Origin of the sequence: Hyphomicrobium sp., from assembly GCF_035687085.1 — a bacterium.
Classification (GTDB): domain Bacteria; phylum Pseudomonadota; class Alphaproteobacteria; order Rhizobiales; family Hyphomicrobiaceae; genus Hyphomicrobium_B.
Genome location: NZ_DASRYS010000017.1, coordinates 93,719 through 108,700, shown reverse-complemented (window position 1 = coordinate 108,700; position 14,982 = coordinate 93,719). Strand labels below are relative to the sequence as shown.

Genomic DNA, 14,982 nt, shown 5'->3' with positions numbered 1-14,982 from the left:
GGTCTCAGCCCCCCTCCCCGTAACGCTTGGAGAGTTCGTCGAAGGCGCGCTCGCTGCTCATGCCCGCTTTTCGCATATTGTAATACTGGTGTGCCGCCGCTCCGAAGCTTTCCATGTGCCCTGGGGCGATGACGCGCGTCAGCTCGCCGATAAGTAAAACGGCATTTTCATCGCCGCCCTGCTCTTTCAGCATTTCCTCGAGCTGCACGGCGCGGTTGGCGATCATGCGCGGGGAATCCTTGAACGTCCTGGAGGCTTCGGCGAGCGAGGTGCGCACCTCATCTGTTCCCTCGGGGGCCGGTTTCACACCCGATTTTTCCTGACGCGCCATCAACCAATCTTCGGGTGCCGTTTCATCCTGCCTGGCGAGCCAACCGGTTTCCTCGGTCTTCGTGATGCCGGACCGCTTTTCGCCCCTTTCCTGACGCGGCTGCTCCTCGCTGCATGCCGACAGCAGTGCCGGAATGACGAGACATAGAATTTTCAGGAAGGATGATGGCGCGTTCACGATGCCGGTCTCTCAAACCAGATTGCGTTTGACGCGGCAACTTATGGCAGAGGCTGCCCGCCACTTCCAGGTCAACGTCAGTAGGGTTCTTTGCCGAATCTTCCCGGCTCAATTTGCCGCTCCATCTAAAGACCGGCCGTCCATAGGCCGGTAGGGTCCGCCACCGTGCCGCTTGCGAAACTGCCGGACAACCAGCGATCCGGACGCACGGTACGCGTCGAAGGGTGGACAAGGGGTTTCATCGCCCGTGATCCGCTCGAGCCTCAAGGGGGAAGCACCGGTACTCGGCCAACCTCGGTCAACCGGCGCTATCCAAGAAGAAAAAGCTGGCTTTGGAAACGCGAGGTTATATGGGCATGAAGAAAGTCATTGGCACTTCGATGCTGATGTCGGCGTCCTGCATGGCGATGGCAGTCGCACTGCAGATGGGCGTTGCATCCAGCGCTCAGGCAAATGAAAAGCTGATCGAGCTCTCAAAGAGCAAAGAAAACTGGATTATGCCGGGTCGTAACTACGACTCGAACAACTACAGCGAAGACGACCAGATCAACGTCGGAAACGTCAAGCAGCTGAAGCGTGCTTGGTCCTTCTCGACGGGCCAGCTTCACGGTCATGAAGGCACGCCCCTCGTCATTGACGGCGTGATGTACGTTCACACGTCCTTCCCCAACAAGACTTTCGCTCTCGACCTCAACGATCCGGGCCACATTCTCTGGCAGCACAGCCCGAAGCAGAATCCTGCTGCTCGCTCGGTCGCCTGCTGCGATCTCGTGAACCGCGGTCTCGCCTACTGGCCGGGTGACGGCAAGATCCCGCCGATGATCATCAAGACTCAGCTTGACGGTCACTTGGTGGCTCTGAACGCCAAGACCGGCGAAGAGTACTGGAAGGTCGAAAACGCCGACATCAAGGTTGGTCAGACCGAGACGCAGGCTCCCTACGTCGTCAAGGATCTCGCCATCGTCGGTTCGTCGGGTGCTGAGCTCGGCGTCAGAGGCTACACGACGGCCTACAACATCAAGACCGGCGAGATGGTCTGGCGCCGCTACGCCACGGGTCCCGACGCAGAAGTAGGCATCGGTGACGACTTCAACAAGGACAACCCGCACTACGGCCAGAAGGGCCTCGGCACGGCAACCTGGGAAGGCGACGCCTGGAAGATCGGCGGCGGCACCAACTGGGGCTGGTATGCTTACGATCCGGCTGTGAACCTCATCTACTACGGAACCGGCAACCCTGCGCCTTGGAACGAGACCATGCGTCCGGGCGACAACAAGTGGACCATGACGATCATGGCCCGCGACGCCGACACCGGCATGCTGAAGTTCGGCTACCAGAAGACGCCGCACGACGAGTGGGACTTCGCCGGCATCAACGTCATGATGCTCTCGCAGCAGAAGGACAAGGACGGCAAGGAGCGCAAGCTTCTGACCCATCCCGACCGCAACGGCATCGTCTACACGCTCGATCGTGAAAACGGCGACCTGATCTCGGCCAACAAGCTCGACGATACGGTCAACGTGTTCAAGACGGTCGACCTGAAGTCCGGTCTGCCCGTTCGCGATCCTGAGTTCAGCACGCGTATGGACCACAAGGCGACCGAAGTCTGCCCGTCGGCCATGGGCTATCACAACCAGGGCCACGACTCCTACGATCCTACGAAGCAGCTGTTCTTCATGGGCATCAACCACATCTGCATGGACTGGGAGCCCTTCATGCTTCCCTACCGCGCAGGTCAGTTCTTCGTCGGCGCGACGTTGTGGATGTATCCGGGTCCGAAGGGCGATCGTCAGAACGCTTTGGGTCTCGGCCAGATCAAGGCCTACAACGCCATCACCGGCGAGTATAAGTGGGAGCACATGGAGCGCTTCTCGGTTTGGGGCGGCACGCTCTCGACCGCTGGCAACCTGGTGTTCTACGGAACGCTCGATGGCTTCATCAAGGCGCGTAACTCCGACACGGGCGAACTGCTCTGGAAGCACAAGCTGCCTTCCGGCGTGATCGGTCACCCGATGACGTACCAGCACAAGGGCGTGCAGTACATCGCCATCATGTCGGGCGTTGGTGGCTGGCCGGGCGTTGGTCTGGTGTTCGACCTTCAGGATCCGACCGCGGGTCTCGGTGCTGTCGGCGCCTTCAAGAACCTGGCGAACTACACGCAGATGGGCGGCAGCGTCGAAGTGTTCTCGCTTGATGGCAAGAACCCCTACGACGACGTGACCGTCGGCGAGTTCACGAAGGGCTAACTCAAGCTCAGTTGCGGCATCGGATGAACAATCGGGTGCCGCAACTTGCGCTTTTGCTCTGATCGCAACGAACGAGAACATTCTGGGCTGCGCGGCGTCGTAGAGGTCCATCACCAAGTACGACCGCCGCCTCCCAAGATCTCCCCTGCAGTCAAATAGCTCAGAACGCCCGATCGCGTGAGTTGCGACGGCGCGTTGAAAGGTGACGGTCAGTATGACTTCCCGGCTACAGAACACTCTTCGCGCCAGCCGTCTTTTCACGACTGCAATTGGTGCCACTGCATTTGCCGTTTTCGTCGCCGGTCCTTCGCACGCCGATGAGGCGGCCGCGCCGGCCGCGGGCGATGCATCAACTCTGCGCGTCTGCGCGGCGGAGAAGGAGCTGCCCTACTCGGCAAGCGACAAATCTGGTTTCGAGAACAAGATCGCAGAAGCCCTTGCCGACGCAATGGGCCGGAAGCCCGTATTCGTCTGGTCGGAAAAGCCGGCGATCTACGCCGTGCGGGATCAATTGGATAAAAAGCTGTGCGACGTGGTCGTCGGAGTCGACACGGGCGACGAGCGTGTGCTGACCTCGCGCGCCTATTATCGCGCCCCTTACGTCTTCGTTCAGCGCAAAGACTCACCCCTGGATATCAAGACCTGGGACAGCCCCGATCTCGCCAAGGCCGCCCCGATCGGCTTCGTTCGCGGAAGCCCGGCAGAGGTCATGATCACGAAGCACGATCTCTATAACGACAGCATCAATTACGTCTCGTCTCTGACGAACTTCAAGGACAAGCGGAACAGCTACACGCGCATTCCGCCCGATCGGATGGTTGCTGAAGTTGCAGACAAAACAGCAGGCGCCGCCGCTGCGTTTGCGCCTGAAGTCGCCCGCTACGTCAAAGGCAATCCCGATCTGAAGATGACCGTCATTCCAGACGACAACGTCCGCTCGGACGGCGAGCCTGTGCCGCATCATTTCGATCAGTCGTTTGCCGTTCGCAAGGACGACAAGACACTGCTCAGCGCGATCGACGCAGCTTTGCCGAAGGCTAAAGAGAAGATCGAAGCAATCCTGAAGGAAGAAGGCATCCCCTACGTGGCGCCGGCGCCTCGGACATAATGGTTTCGGCGATGGTCGCCGGTCGTTCAAAGGAAGTAGAAGAGAAAGCACACATGAAATTCACGGTCATGGCAGCAGGACTCGCTGCCTGTGTAATGATGACGAGCGCAAACGTAGCTGTTGCACAAATGGACTTCAGGAACACAGTGACGGGTGAGGCGCTCGACATCCAGGGTGAGGCTCCCCAGGAGGGCCGCGACACACCTGCCGTGAAGAAGTTCTTGGAGACCGGCATCAATCCCTACACCGAGGTTAAGGGCTGCCTGCCGAAGGGTGAGCAGGTTTATCTCGAATCCTGCTCGGGCTGCCATGGCCATGTCGGCGAAGGCAAGGTCGGTCCGGGGCTCAACGACTCCTACTGGACCTACCCCGCCAACACGACCGACAAGGGCCTCTTCGAGACCATTTTCGGCGGTGCGCAAGGCATGATGGGCCCGCACGGCGGTCATCTGGAACTCGACGATCACTTGAAGCTCCTCGCATGGATCCGGCATTTCCAGGTTGATGACGTCAAGGAGGCCGAGTGGCTGACGGACGAACAGAAGAAGGCCTTCAAACCATTCAAAAGCGAAGAATGGGAGAAAACGGGCCGCGCTGCGGCGCAGAAGGAGCAATGCGCGATTTCCGGAAACTAGCGCAACGCCGGGCTCAGCTGTCTCGGGGTTCGCTGGTACGGGAACAATGGGTGGCGTGAAACCACCTCAAGACGAAAATGAAAAATGGAGGAAAGCCTATGAAGAAGATTGCACTCCCATTGATCGCCGGCACCGTCCTCGGCTTCGCAAGCCTTGGAATGATGGCTCCCGCTGCCCTCGCCTACGACGGCACCAAGTGCAAGGAGCCCGGAAACTGCTGGGAGCCGAAGCCTGGCTACCCCGCGAAGATCGCCGGCACGAAGTACGATCCCAAGCACGATCCTAAAGAGCTCGGCAAGCAGACTGCCTCGCTGAAGGCGATGGAAGAACGTAACAAGCAGCGTGCCGACAACTTCAAGAAAACCGGTAAGTGGGTCTACGACGTTTCCAAGATCCAATAGACCCAAGCCAAATGTACTCCTCGGATCTTGCTACGCTTGCAGGACTCGATTCCTCTCCGAGGTAACTGGGGTGCTGTTTCTACAGCACCCCTCTTTTTCTTATGAATTCATCCAGCCGGTGTTACCGCCGGACGGAACACGTCACGTTTGGGAACAAGAATAATGAAGAGCCCAACACTTGACCGGCGGCATTTGGACGACACGAGCGAGCCGCCTTTGGATCTGCAAACCTGGCGCAACTCTGCTCTGGATTTCGAGAAGGAAGTCGCAAAGGCGGTGGTCGGGCAAGACCGCGCCATCAGGCTGTTGACGATCGCGGTTTTCGCACGCGGCCACGTTCTGCTGGAAGGCGACGTGGGTGTCGGCAAGACGACCCTACTCAGAGCCGTGGCGCGCGCACTCGGCGGAGCTTACGAGCGCATCGAAGGCACGATCGATTTGATGCCTTCGGATATGATCTATTACACGTTTCTCAATGAAGAGGGTAAGCCGCGCGTCGAGCCCGGCCCGGCGCTGCGCCATGGGCGCGATCTATCCGTCTTCTTCTTCAATGAGATCAATCGCGCGCGCCCGCAGGTGCATTCGCTCTTATTGCGATTGATGGCCGAGCGCAGCATCACGGCCTTCAACAAGGAGCATGTGTTCCCTCACCTGCTCGTCTTTGCGGACCGAAACCGCATCGAGCGTGAAGAAACATTTGAATTGCCTGCAGCCGCGCGCGACCGCTTCCTGATGGAAGTTGCGATTGCGACGCCGCAAGATGAGAATTCCCGGCGCGAACTTCTCTTCGCGACGCGCTTCCACGACGTCGACGCGCTCATTGCCTCGCTTGCCGAAGGCGTCGTCGATTATCGCCGGCTCAATGCGCTCGCAAGAGCCATCCAGAACACGATTGTCGTCAGCCCGGCGCTCGAGCGCTACGCTCTCGATCTTTGGTCCGCCATCCGCGAGCCTGCGTCGGCCGGCGTTCAGATTGCAAACGTGGATGTCACGCGGCTGATCGCAGGTGGCGCCAGCCCGCGCGGCATGAGCTATCTCATCCGTGCTGCCCGCGTCAGCGCGTGGCTCTCAGGACGCGACATGGTCGTCCCTGAGGACATTCGCGATATTTTCCACCCGTGCATGGCGCACCGGATCTTTCTTTCGCCCGTCTACGAGTTGAGGCGCGATGACATCGTGCGGTCGCTCATTGCCGACGTCTTCGCCAAGGTTCCCGCCCCATGAACGATGAGGCGCGAGATCTCGCCTACAGAATCCCATGGCGCACCAGCGGCGTCCGCATGGGCGCGCACCGGAGCCACTTGACGGGAAGCGGCGGCCTCACGCGCGACATCGTTCCACTGGCCGCGTTTCCCGATCCGCGGCGCATCGCCGTTCGTGCGTCACTCAGCGATCCGTTCGAAAGGTTGCTTGTACGGCGCGCAGAGCAACCGAGCGCCATCGATCTGGCCGTGCTTGTCGACGTCTCCGCATCAATGGCGTTCGAAGGCCGATGCGATAAGATCGGCCTCGCGGCGGATCTGGCGGAGGCGCTGGCGATTTGTACGCAGCGCACAGGTGACACCTTCTCGCTTTATCCATTCGATCGAGAGGTTCGGCAGGACCTGCTTCTGCGCAAGACGTTATCCCGCGGCGCGCACGCGGAAGCCATCGAGCGTCTGCGGAACTTCACGCCCGAACGCCCTGGCACGGACGGGATCGGTGAAGCAGGTGCGGCGATCGCCGGTTCGAAAAAGCTCGTCTTCCTCATTTCCGATTTCTTGTGGCCGGAGGAAGCCGCCCGCGAGGCGGCGGAGGCCCTCGCCTTCCATGACGTCGTCCCCATCGAACTCCGCGACAGCCTCGAACTCGACGGCCTTCCGGATTGGGGTCTCCTCAATCTTCGTGATCTCGAAAGCGGGCGCCATCGGCTTGTCGCCATGAGGCCGAAGCTGAAGGCCCGCTGGCGCGAGCAGCGAAAGTCGCAGCGCGAGCGCGTTGCACTCGCGCTCGAGACGTCCTCTCGCGAGACATTCACCATCAGCGATAACATCGACTGGATGCGGCTCACGTCCTTTCTGCTACACGGAGCGGCCTGATGCGCGGCTGGCTCGCTATCGCCCTACTCCTTGTGAGCGCGGGGCCAAGTTCAGCGGCTATCGATGCCGTGAACATCTACGAGCCGCGGACGTTCGGCTACTTCCTCGGCGACACACTGGAGCGCCAGGTGGAAGTCATCACGAGTGGCGATACCGAGCTTTTCACGGCGGCGCTGCCCCGGCCCGGTCCTTTGACCTACTGGCTGGATCTCGTCGCGATTGAGCACAAGGAGCGCAAGGCCAACGGGCAGCGCATCTACGACATCACGCTCAAGTATCAAATTTTCTATTCGGCGCTCGAAGCCAAGAAGCTCGACATCCCGGCCATTCCGCTGAGATTCAGAAATCCGAACGGCTCCGTTGCGGATGCAGACTTGCCCAGCGAGCCCACCGATACGGAGGCTGGCCGCTACACCGCTTCCGTGCCGGCGCTTGGAGTGGTGATTTCTCCCCTTCGCGAAATTGTCGTGAGCGATCTGATGTCGGAAAAATCGAACGAGATATCCGACATCATGCGGCCGGACGCGCAGGCGAGAGAGATCAGCATGGCGCCGAAGGTGCGACTGCTCGCTGCTTCGGGAGCGGCGCTCGCGCTTTCGGGCCTCCTGTTGCTTTGGCATTACGCGGTGTGGCCATTCGCGCGGCGCGCACAGCGGCCGTTCACGCAGGCGGAGCGGCAGATCCGGAGACGGCAGCTCGTGGCGCAGGGTCAAGCGTCCTATGGCGAGTTGCTTCTCATTCTGCATCGCGCGTTCGACCAATCCGCCGGGCGGCGCGTGTTTGCGGCGGACGTTCCCGAATTCATCGCCACGCATGAGCGCTTTGCAGGTCTACTGCCCAAGCTTGCCTCGTTCTTCGAAAGCTCGCAGCTCTACTTCTTCTCGGACGACCGGCGCCTTGCGGAAGACCGCTTCCCATTGAGCGAACTCACCCGGCTCGCATCAGACCTTGCGCGCCAGGAGCGGGCAGCGGCATGATCTTCACCAATCCCATCGCGCTCCTTCTTCTGCCGCTTGCGCTTCTGCCGCTGGTGCTCGGTACTCAGCGGCAGGAAGCCTATCCTTCGCTCGCCGGCTTCGAACCTGATGGACTATCGCTCGCACTCGCCTGGGCGCTGCGCCTTGCCGGCATGGCTGCGATTTTGGGATTGATCCTCGGCATTGCCGGCATCGGCGTGCGCGAGCGGTCCGTTGAGCGGTTTGGGCAAGGCGCTCACATCGTGCTGCTGATCGATCGCTCAGCAAGCATGAACGACACGTTCGCTGGCCGGCAGCCGAGCGGCGAGGAAGAATCCAAGTCGTCTGCTGCCAAGAGACTGATCAAGGATTTCATTGTCGAGCGCGAGCACGACAGGTTCGGCGTTGCGGCTTTTTCCACGGCGCCGATGCACGTCGTGCCGATCACCGATCATAAAGACATCGTGCTGGAGGCGATCGACGCCATCGACCGGCCGGGCCTCGCCTTCACCGACGTGGGCCGGGGCCTCGGCATGGGACTCAGCATGATCCAGGAAGACGTGCTGCAGGGCTCGCGAGCCATCATCCTTGTTTCAGACGGCGTCGCGGTTATCGGGCGCAGAGTGCAGGAAGCGCTGCGAGCGGAATTCGCGCGCAGGCCCGTCAATCTCTACTTCCTCTATCTCAGGACGGAAGGCGCCAACAGCATGTTCGCGGAGCCGCCTCCCGGCACTGAGGATACGCCGCAAGCTCTGCCGGAGCGGCACCTCAACAAGTTCTTTCAGAGCCTCCGCATCCCCTATCGCGCCTATGAAGCTGAAAGTGCGGAGGCCATCAAAGGTGCCATCGCCGACATCGGCAAGCTCGAGCAGACCCCACTCGTCTATACGGAGCGCATCCCGCAGTACGACTTGTCCCGATGGGCTTATGCCGTAGCAGCGCTCGCTCTCGGTCTCCTGCTCGCGGGCAAGCTTTGCGAGCGTACGATCAAGCGTGCGGGGGTGATGCATGCAGCGTAGTTCAATCTCGACCCGGCGCCATTGGCGGCTCGGCCCGGCCATCTGGCTCTTGGCCACTGCGAGCATCGCTTGCTTCGGTTATGCGGCCTACGATCTCATCAGCGCGCGCGGCGCAAACAGCAACATCCGCCAGCTCGTCGACCGGAAGGATGTTCCGATCGACGTCAAGCGCGCGCACCCGCAGGAAATCTTGGCGCGCATCACCGAGTCCGTGCGGCGGGATCACATCGAGGATGCGCAAGCGATGCTCAGCCTCGCGGGCACGACGCTGCCGCCATCCGCTCGCGCGTCGGCGCTCTATAACATCGCCAACGCCAGAACGCGCATGGCGGCCGAGGCCGTCCGCAAAGGCCAGATCGACAGCGCAACCGCCATGATCAACCTGGCGAAGTCGGAATACCGTATGGCGCTGAAGCTCGAGCCGCAAAGCTGGGATACGCGGTACAATCTCGACGTCGCGATGCGCATCGTTCGAGATCTCCCGCAGGCGGAAACCGAGGAAACGACGTCTCCCGAAGCGGCCAAGAAGCTCTGGACCGACCTGCCTGGCATCCCCCGGGGCCTGCCATGACTCGCATGGGCGTCATCTTCGACCGGCGATTGCTGTTGCTGCTGGCGTCGCTGGCCGCAACCGTCGTGGCGATCGTCGGGATCCATATCGTTCGCAATCAGCGTATCGCCGACGTTGTGGCCATCGTCGATATCACCGGCAGCATGAACACGCGCGACATGGGCGCTCGGCGCGGTTCGCTCGACCGCCTGGAAGCGGTACGGCAGTCGCTCGTCGGCATGATGCAGGACATTCCTTGTCAGTCGCGCCTCGGGCTTGGCGTCTTTACCGAGCGTCGTTCGTTCCTGCTGCTCAATCCCGTCGAAGTCTGCAGCAACTATGACGCTCTGGAAGGCGCCATCTCGGGGCTCGACTGGCGCATGGCATGGCAGGGCGACAGCTATGTCGCGAAAGGCCTTTATTCTGCGATCGATATCGCGGCGAGTTTGAAATCCGATTTGATGTTCTTCACGGACGGTCATGAGGCGCCGCCGCTTCCGTTCACGGGCGTTCCCGAGTTCGAAGGCAAACCCGGCGCGGTGAAAGGGCTGATTGCCGGTGTCGGTGGCAGCGAAAAGACGCCGATCCCCAAGTACGACGACGATGGCCGCCAGATCGGCGTTTACAACCAAAGCGACGTGCCGCAGGAGAACCGCATCGGCGCCCCGCCGAAGGATGCTGAGGCCCGCGAAGGCTACAATCCACGAAACGCTCCGTGGGGTGCTATGCCGGCGACCGGAGAAGAGCAGCTGTCTTCAGTGAAGACGGCGCATTTGAAAGATCTGGCGTCGCGCACCGGTCTTTCTTACGCCGAGTTGCAAAACACGGGTTCGATCGCATCGCAGCTTTTGGCGGCATCAGAGCCGCGCGTCGTCCCAACCCGTACGGACATGTCCTGGATGCCCGCACTGCTGGCGCTTCTATCGCTTTTGGCGCTCTACGCGCTGCAGCTCTTCGAGCGCGCACCGATGAGGCGCGGCCCTCGCGTCTCCAGCACTCTTTAACTTTTACACTAGAAGGAGCCTTCCTGAATGCCGATTAAGTTTCGTTCTCTTCTTGCGCTCGCACTCATGTCGATGGGAGCGCAGGTTGCCTTGGCCCATGGGCCCACGCCACAGAAGGTCGAAGAGAAAATTGCGATTTCGGCTCCTCCGGCCGCCGTCTGGAAACTCATCAAGGATTTCGGAAGCATCGGCGACTGGCATCCCTTTGTTGCGAGCGTGAAGAGCGAGGGCGGCAATGAGAGCGGCGCATCGCGCACGCTGACGCTCAAGAGCGGCGGTGGCGATCTCGTCGAGGGCCTCGACGATTATCAAGATAAGGACATGTCCTACAGCTACCGGCTGTCGACGGAAAACCACGAGGCTTTCCCGGCGAGCTTCTATTCCGACAGCATCCAGGTTGTAGCGGCGGGTGACGGCAGCGAGGTCGTGTGGAGCTCGCGGTTCTACCGCGCGGACACGACGAACGAGCCGCCGGAAGACAAGAGCGATGCCGCAGCCGTGAAGGCGACGGAAGATTTCATCAAGGCCGGCCTTGAAGGCATCAAGGCAAAAGCCGAAGGCAAGAAATGAGAGCCCTCGCTGGCCTCATAACGCTGCTTGCGCTCTCTGCTGCCGTACCTGCGGGTACGGCAGTTGCGCGAGATGATGGCCAAGAGAAGGTCTACGTCCTCAGCCAAGACGACGGCGTCCTTTCCGTCATCGACACGAAGCTCGACGACATCGCCGGACAGATCAAGCTTCCAGGGAAGCCTGCGGCATTCACAATCAACGCCGCTTCGGGTGAAGCTTTCGCCACGCTTCCCGACAGCGGCGAGATTGCCGTTATCGATCTCAGAACTCTGAAGCTTACGCGCATGCTCAAGATCGGCGGCCAGCCGTTCGGCGTCGCTGCGCGTGCGGACGGCCGCTTGTTCGTCGGCGATTGGAGCGCGAACCGCGTCTCCGTCCTCGAGCCAACATCGGGTGATGTGGTCAAAACGATCGCGGTTGGACGATCGCCAGCTCATGTCGTCCTGACGCGAGATGGAACCCGCCTCTATGTCGCCGATCGCGAGGCAGACAGCGTTGCTGCGATCGATGCTGAACGTCTTGAGCTGACGAAAGAGATACCCGTCGGGCGTGCGCCGTTTGCGTTGGCCTTGAGCTCCGACGAGAAGCAGCTCGCCGTCGCCAACGCGCAGTCGGCGACGTTGTCGGTCGTCGACACCGCCAAGCTCGAAGTTTTATCGTCTGCCGAAACGCGCGCGATGCCGTACGGCGTTGCCGTCACCCCGGGCGATGCCGAGTTCCTCGTCTCGAACCAGCAGAGCGGCAGCATCTCGGTCATCGACGCGAAGACCCACGCCTCCCGCGCCGAAATCAAAGTCGGCCGCTACCCTGAGGGCGTTGCTGTCCTCAAGAACGGCGACAAGGCCTACGTTGCCAACTGGTTTTCAGGAAGCGTCTCCGTGCTGGATCTCAAGACCCGGACCGAGATCAAGCGCATCAAATGTCCAGAAGGGCCGCGGATGGTTCTCGCCAGCCCAGTGAAGCCCTGATCAAGTCAGCTCTTGTCAGAGCTCTTGGACGGATTTCGCCGGTTGCAATGACCCGAAGTACGTTCCAGTCCAGCGCTCGACCTTCTCGGGCAGGAACACAAAGCTCTGGACCTTGTAGACGATCCCGTCGCTGATAACGGTCTGATCGTTACCGGCGATCGCCTTGGCCGGAAGGAAGAATGCGCAGGTCTGCTTGCCTGCAGCCTTATTGACGATGTTCGCGGCAATCTCTCCGGTTTCGCCTGCAGCTGCATGCTGAAGAAAGGAGATCTGGTCCTTCTTTGCACCGCAAAAATATCCGGAGACCCGAACGGGATCGTCCGCACGTGCCGCCCCGAAGGCGCATGATATCGTTACTGCGAGGAGGCATGACGTGCGCCGAACGTTCGTCCACTGCATCGGGTATCTCCAAAGCATTGATTTATGACTGCGCGAAAACCGAACCCCGAACATGCCTCCCGGTTCTGACTTCTCATTTTTCCCTAGCCTGAAGGAAAACTCGGCAAACCTCAATTGCGTTGCAGCCACACGGCCGTTCGAAACCCGAAATGATCATGGGAAAACGCGCGCACTGACGGACAGGCGCGCGATCACGCGGTTAGGCCGCGTGGCTTGGGAAGAATTCCGCACCGAAATGGGAATGTGGTTCGCCGATCATCAGCGAGCCCCGGATGCAGTCTTTGCTAGGTGCTGGCCTTAGGCCATCCGAAGCCCGGCTCGCGCTTTGCCCTCGGTCGCACGGATATGACGAGCAGCGCCGCAACGATGCACATGGCTCCGGCGACATAGAGCGCGGGCAGGTAGGTGCCGAAGATCGTCCGCGTCGCTCCCGCGCCGAATGCTGCCGTTGCGGCACCCAGCTGGTGGCCTGCGAAAATCCAGCCGAAGATCAAGGTGGCGCGCTCAGTTCCGAAGCGTTCGACCGTTAGCTTGACGGTCGGCGGCACCGTCGCCACCCAATCAAGGCCGTAGAAAAGGCCGAAGATCGTCAAGCCAACCAGCGTGAACTCACTGAATGGCAGGAACAGCAGCGACAGCCCGCGCAGTCCGTAGAACCAGAACAGCAGCCAGCTGTTGTCATACCGGTCTGATAGCCAGCCCGCGAAGATCGTGCCGATGAAGTCCAAGACGCCGATCATGGCGAGCATGCCGGCCGCGCCGACTGGGGCGATGCCGAAATCCCCGCACAGCGAGATCCAATGCGTTTGGATCAGCCCGTTGGTGCTGAGGCCGCACACGAAGAAGGTCAGAAACAGCACCCAAAACATCGATGATCGCGATGCTTCGCGCAGCGCGATAACCGGCGATGACAAGACCGACGAAAGTCGGCCGCCACGAACAGGTGGCTCGGTGACTTTCTTTTCGCCGAACGGAGCCAAGCGGACGTCTGAGGGATAGTCGCGCATCAAGAGCAAGACGGCGAGGAGCGCCAGAAGCACAATCGCAACAACGAAAAGGAGAGCTGCGCGCCAACCCATGCCCTGAGTGAGATGGGCCAGGAGCGGCAAGAAGACGAGCTGACCCGTCGCGGTGCTCGCGGTCATCATGCCGACAACCAATCCGCGGCGCCGCGAGAACCAGCGGGTCGCAACTGTCGCGCCGAGAACGATCGCCGTCATACCTGTGCCGAGGCCAACCAGAATGCCCCAGAAGACGACGAGTTGCCATACCGACACCATCGCCAAGGATCCGAGCAGCCCCGCAGCGATCAGCGACAGCGCCGTGCAGACCACGTTCCGCACACCGAAACGGTTCATCAGCGCGGCGGCAAACGGGCCCATCAAACCGTACAGCACCAGGCGAATGGCGAGCGCGAATGAAATATCGGCGTTCTGCCAGCCGAAGTCGCGTTGAAGCGGCTCCAGCATCACGCCGGGCGATCCCATCGCTCCAGCGGTCGCCAGCATAGTCAGAAACGTCGTCGCGGCGACGACCCACCCGTAGTGGATGTTCCGCGAGTCCAGCCATGCAGCTAGGCGGGTGGAGAGCATCGCGACTCCTGACCGTTCAATTCTGGGGGTAATCGTAGTTACGATTGGGGCGTCTTTAGAGTGTCTGAAGGAGCGTCCTCAGCTGCTTGGCGCCAGCAGCGCCCAGCTTCTTCTCCACTAATCTCTGCGCTTGGGTCCACAGCGGTGCCCCCTCGTTAAGAATATGTCTTCCGCGAACTGTAAGCTCGACAACCGCCTCGCGCTGATCATCGCCATGAATCGTCTTCGCAACACCCATGCGCTCGAGGACTTTGATATTTCGGCCGACCGTCGAACGATCCAGCTCCACCAGCCGGCCGATCTTACTCAGCGAGACCGGCCCTTCCCTTTCAATCGTCCGGAGGAGGCTGAATTGCGCAACGTTGACCCCGACGGGCTTTAAGGCGTCGTCGTATACCGATGTCAGTTTTCGCTCAGCTTTACGAAGCGAGATGCAGTAGCACTTGGTGTCCATAATGCGGGTATATACCCGTATTAGCGTGCGAGTGCAAGGCGTGCGTGACGGCAGAACGCCATCATTGCTTTGGCTCTTGCGAATTCTTCAGCAGACCGAGCCGCATCTTTCACGAACCCAGCCCGCTGCAAAGTCAGGTCATTTTTTCGAGTAGCTTGGTGACTTCGCCAGGTCCAAATGCCCGCATTGTTTCAGTGCGGACATTCCCCAGCCTGCCAAGGTTCAGGCCGAGTTCGGCAGCCACGGCATCATCCGGTGCCTCCATGATCAGGACGATGTCGAAATGCCCGAGAGTCCAGTACACATCCTTGACCGTCACTCCCAGCTTCTTCGCCATTTCCTTGAATTCTTCCTTCCTTTTGGGAGAATCCTTTGCGTAGCGAATGCCATGATCCGTGAAGTTCCCAAATGCGATGTACGTTGCCATTGGAATCTCCTTTGCATCCTGCGTCGCGGCGGACCGGCAGCGTACCAACGAAGCTATGGGGCGGCGA

17 protein-coding genes are annotated in these 14,982 nt (G+C 60.6%); 12 read left to right on the top strand and 5 right to left on the bottom strand.

Annotated features, from left to right (window positions below; all coding sequences use genetic code 11):
• Positions 1-4 precede the first annotated feature (4 nt).
• Positions 5-508: a hypothetical protein gene (locus VFG26_RS15010; RefSeq protein ID WP_325026735.1), complete on the bottom strand. Its 504-nt coding sequence runs from the start codon at positions 506-508 to the stop codon at positions 5-7.
• A gap of 386 nt (positions 509-894) precedes the next feature.
• Between VFG26_RS15010 and VFG26_RS15005 the strand changes: the two genes are divergently transcribed.
• The 12 genes from VFG26_RS15005 (at position 895) to VFG26_RS14950 (ending at position 12,043) form a co-directional block, all read left to right on the top strand.
• On the top strand, positions 895-2,754 hold the full coding sequence (locus VFG26_RS15005) for a methanol/ethanol family PQQ-dependent dehydrogenase (protein ID WP_325027036.1): 1,860 nt from the start codon (positions 895-897) through the stop codon (positions 2,752-2,754).
• Between the two features lie 214 nt (positions 2,755-2,968).
• Positions 2,969-3,862: a methanol oxidation system protein MoxJ gene (gene moxJ / locus VFG26_RS15000; RefSeq protein ID WP_325026732.1), complete on the top strand. Its 894-nt coding sequence runs from the start codon at positions 2,969-2,971 to the stop codon at positions 3,860-3,862.
• A 53-nt stretch (positions 3,863-3,915) separates the two neighbouring features.
• Positions 3,916-4,497 (top strand): cytochrome c(L), periplasmic, encoded by a 582-nt coding sequence (gene moxG / locus VFG26_RS14995; protein ID WP_325026730.1) that lies wholly within the window; start codon positions 3,916-3,918, stop codon positions 4,495-4,497.
• Positions 4,498-4,655: 158 nt separating this feature from the next.
• On the top strand, positions 4,656-4,898 hold the full coding sequence (locus VFG26_RS14990) for a methanol dehydrogenase (protein WP_325027035.1): 243 nt from the start codon (positions 4,656-4,658) through the stop codon (positions 4,896-4,898).
• Positions 4,899-5,060: 162 nt separating this feature from the next.
• A complete protein-coding gene (locus VFG26_RS14985; RefSeq protein ID WP_325026729.1) occupies positions 5,061-6,122 on the top strand; it encodes a MoxR family ATPase in 1,062 nt (353 codons plus the stop codon).
• Entirely contained in the window at positions 6,119-6,976 is an 858-nt protein-coding gene (locus tag VFG26_RS14980) for a VWA domain-containing protein (RefSeq protein ID WP_325026727.1), read from the top strand. The genes VFG26_RS14985 and VFG26_RS14980 overlap by 4 nt, the downstream gene beginning before the upstream one ends.
• On the top strand, positions 6,976-7,953 hold the full coding sequence (locus VFG26_RS14975) for a nonribosomal peptide synthetase MxaA (RefSeq protein WP_325026725.1): 978 nt from the start codon (positions 6,976-6,978) through the stop codon (positions 7,951-7,953). Before VFG26_RS14980 ends, VFG26_RS14975 begins: the two co-directional genes overlap by 1 nt.
• Positions 7,950-8,951, top strand: a complete 1,002-nt coding sequence (locus VFG26_RS14970) for a vWA domain-containing protein (RefSeq protein WP_325026722.1) — start codon at positions 7,950-7,952, stop codon at positions 8,949-8,951. Before VFG26_RS14975 ends, VFG26_RS14970 begins: the two co-directional genes overlap by 4 nt.
• Positions 8,941-9,522, top strand: coding sequence for a hypothetical protein (locus tag VFG26_RS14965; protein WP_325026720.1), 582 nt, complete (start codon positions 8,941-8,943; stop codon positions 9,520-9,522). The genes VFG26_RS14970 and VFG26_RS14965 overlap by 11 nt, the downstream gene beginning before the upstream one ends.
• On the top strand, positions 9,519-10,505 hold the full coding sequence (locus VFG26_RS14960; protein ID WP_325026718.1) for a vWA domain-containing protein: 987 nt from the start codon (positions 9,519-9,521) through the stop codon (positions 10,503-10,505). Before VFG26_RS14965 ends, VFG26_RS14960 begins: the two co-directional genes overlap by 4 nt.
• Positions 10,506-10,532: 27 nt before the next feature.
• Positions 10,533-11,075 (top strand): SRPBCC family protein, encoded by a 543-nt coding sequence (locus VFG26_RS14955; RefSeq protein WP_325026716.1) that lies wholly within the window; start codon positions 10,533-10,535, stop codon positions 11,073-11,075.
• A complete protein-coding gene (locus VFG26_RS14950) occupies positions 11,072-12,043 on the top strand; it encodes a YncE family protein (protein WP_325026714.1) in 972 nt (323 codons plus the stop codon). The genes VFG26_RS14955 and VFG26_RS14950 overlap by 4 nt, the downstream gene beginning before the upstream one ends.
• Before the next feature lie 15 nt (positions 12,044-12,058).
• On the opposite strand, the gene VFG26_RS14945 is transcribed toward VFG26_RS14950, so the two are convergent.
• From VFG26_RS14945 to VFG26_RS14930, 4 genes are all read right to left on the bottom strand, one after another.
• Positions 12,059-12,442, bottom strand: a complete 384-nt coding sequence (locus VFG26_RS14945; RefSeq protein ID WP_325026711.1) for a hypothetical protein — start codon at positions 12,440-12,442, stop codon at positions 12,059-12,061.
• Positions 12,443-12,726: 284 nt separating this feature from the next.
• The gene (locus VFG26_RS14940) at positions 12,727-14,034 is read right to left on the bottom strand and encodes an MFS transporter (protein ID WP_325026710.1); all 1,308 of its coding nucleotides are present in this window, start codon (positions 14,032-14,034) and stop codon (positions 12,727-12,729) included.
• 55 nt (positions 14,035-14,089) lie between these two features.
• Positions 14,090-14,488, bottom strand: a complete 399-nt coding sequence (locus VFG26_RS14935; RefSeq protein WP_325026708.1) for a MarR family winged helix-turn-helix transcriptional regulator — start codon at positions 14,486-14,488, stop codon at positions 14,090-14,092.
• Positions 14,489-14,621: 133 nt separating this feature from the next.
• Positions 14,622-14,915, bottom strand: a complete 294-nt coding sequence (locus VFG26_RS14930; protein ID WP_325026706.1) for a GYD domain-containing protein — start codon at positions 14,913-14,915, stop codon at positions 14,622-14,624.
• Between the last annotated feature and the right edge of the window lie 67 nt (positions 14,916-14,982).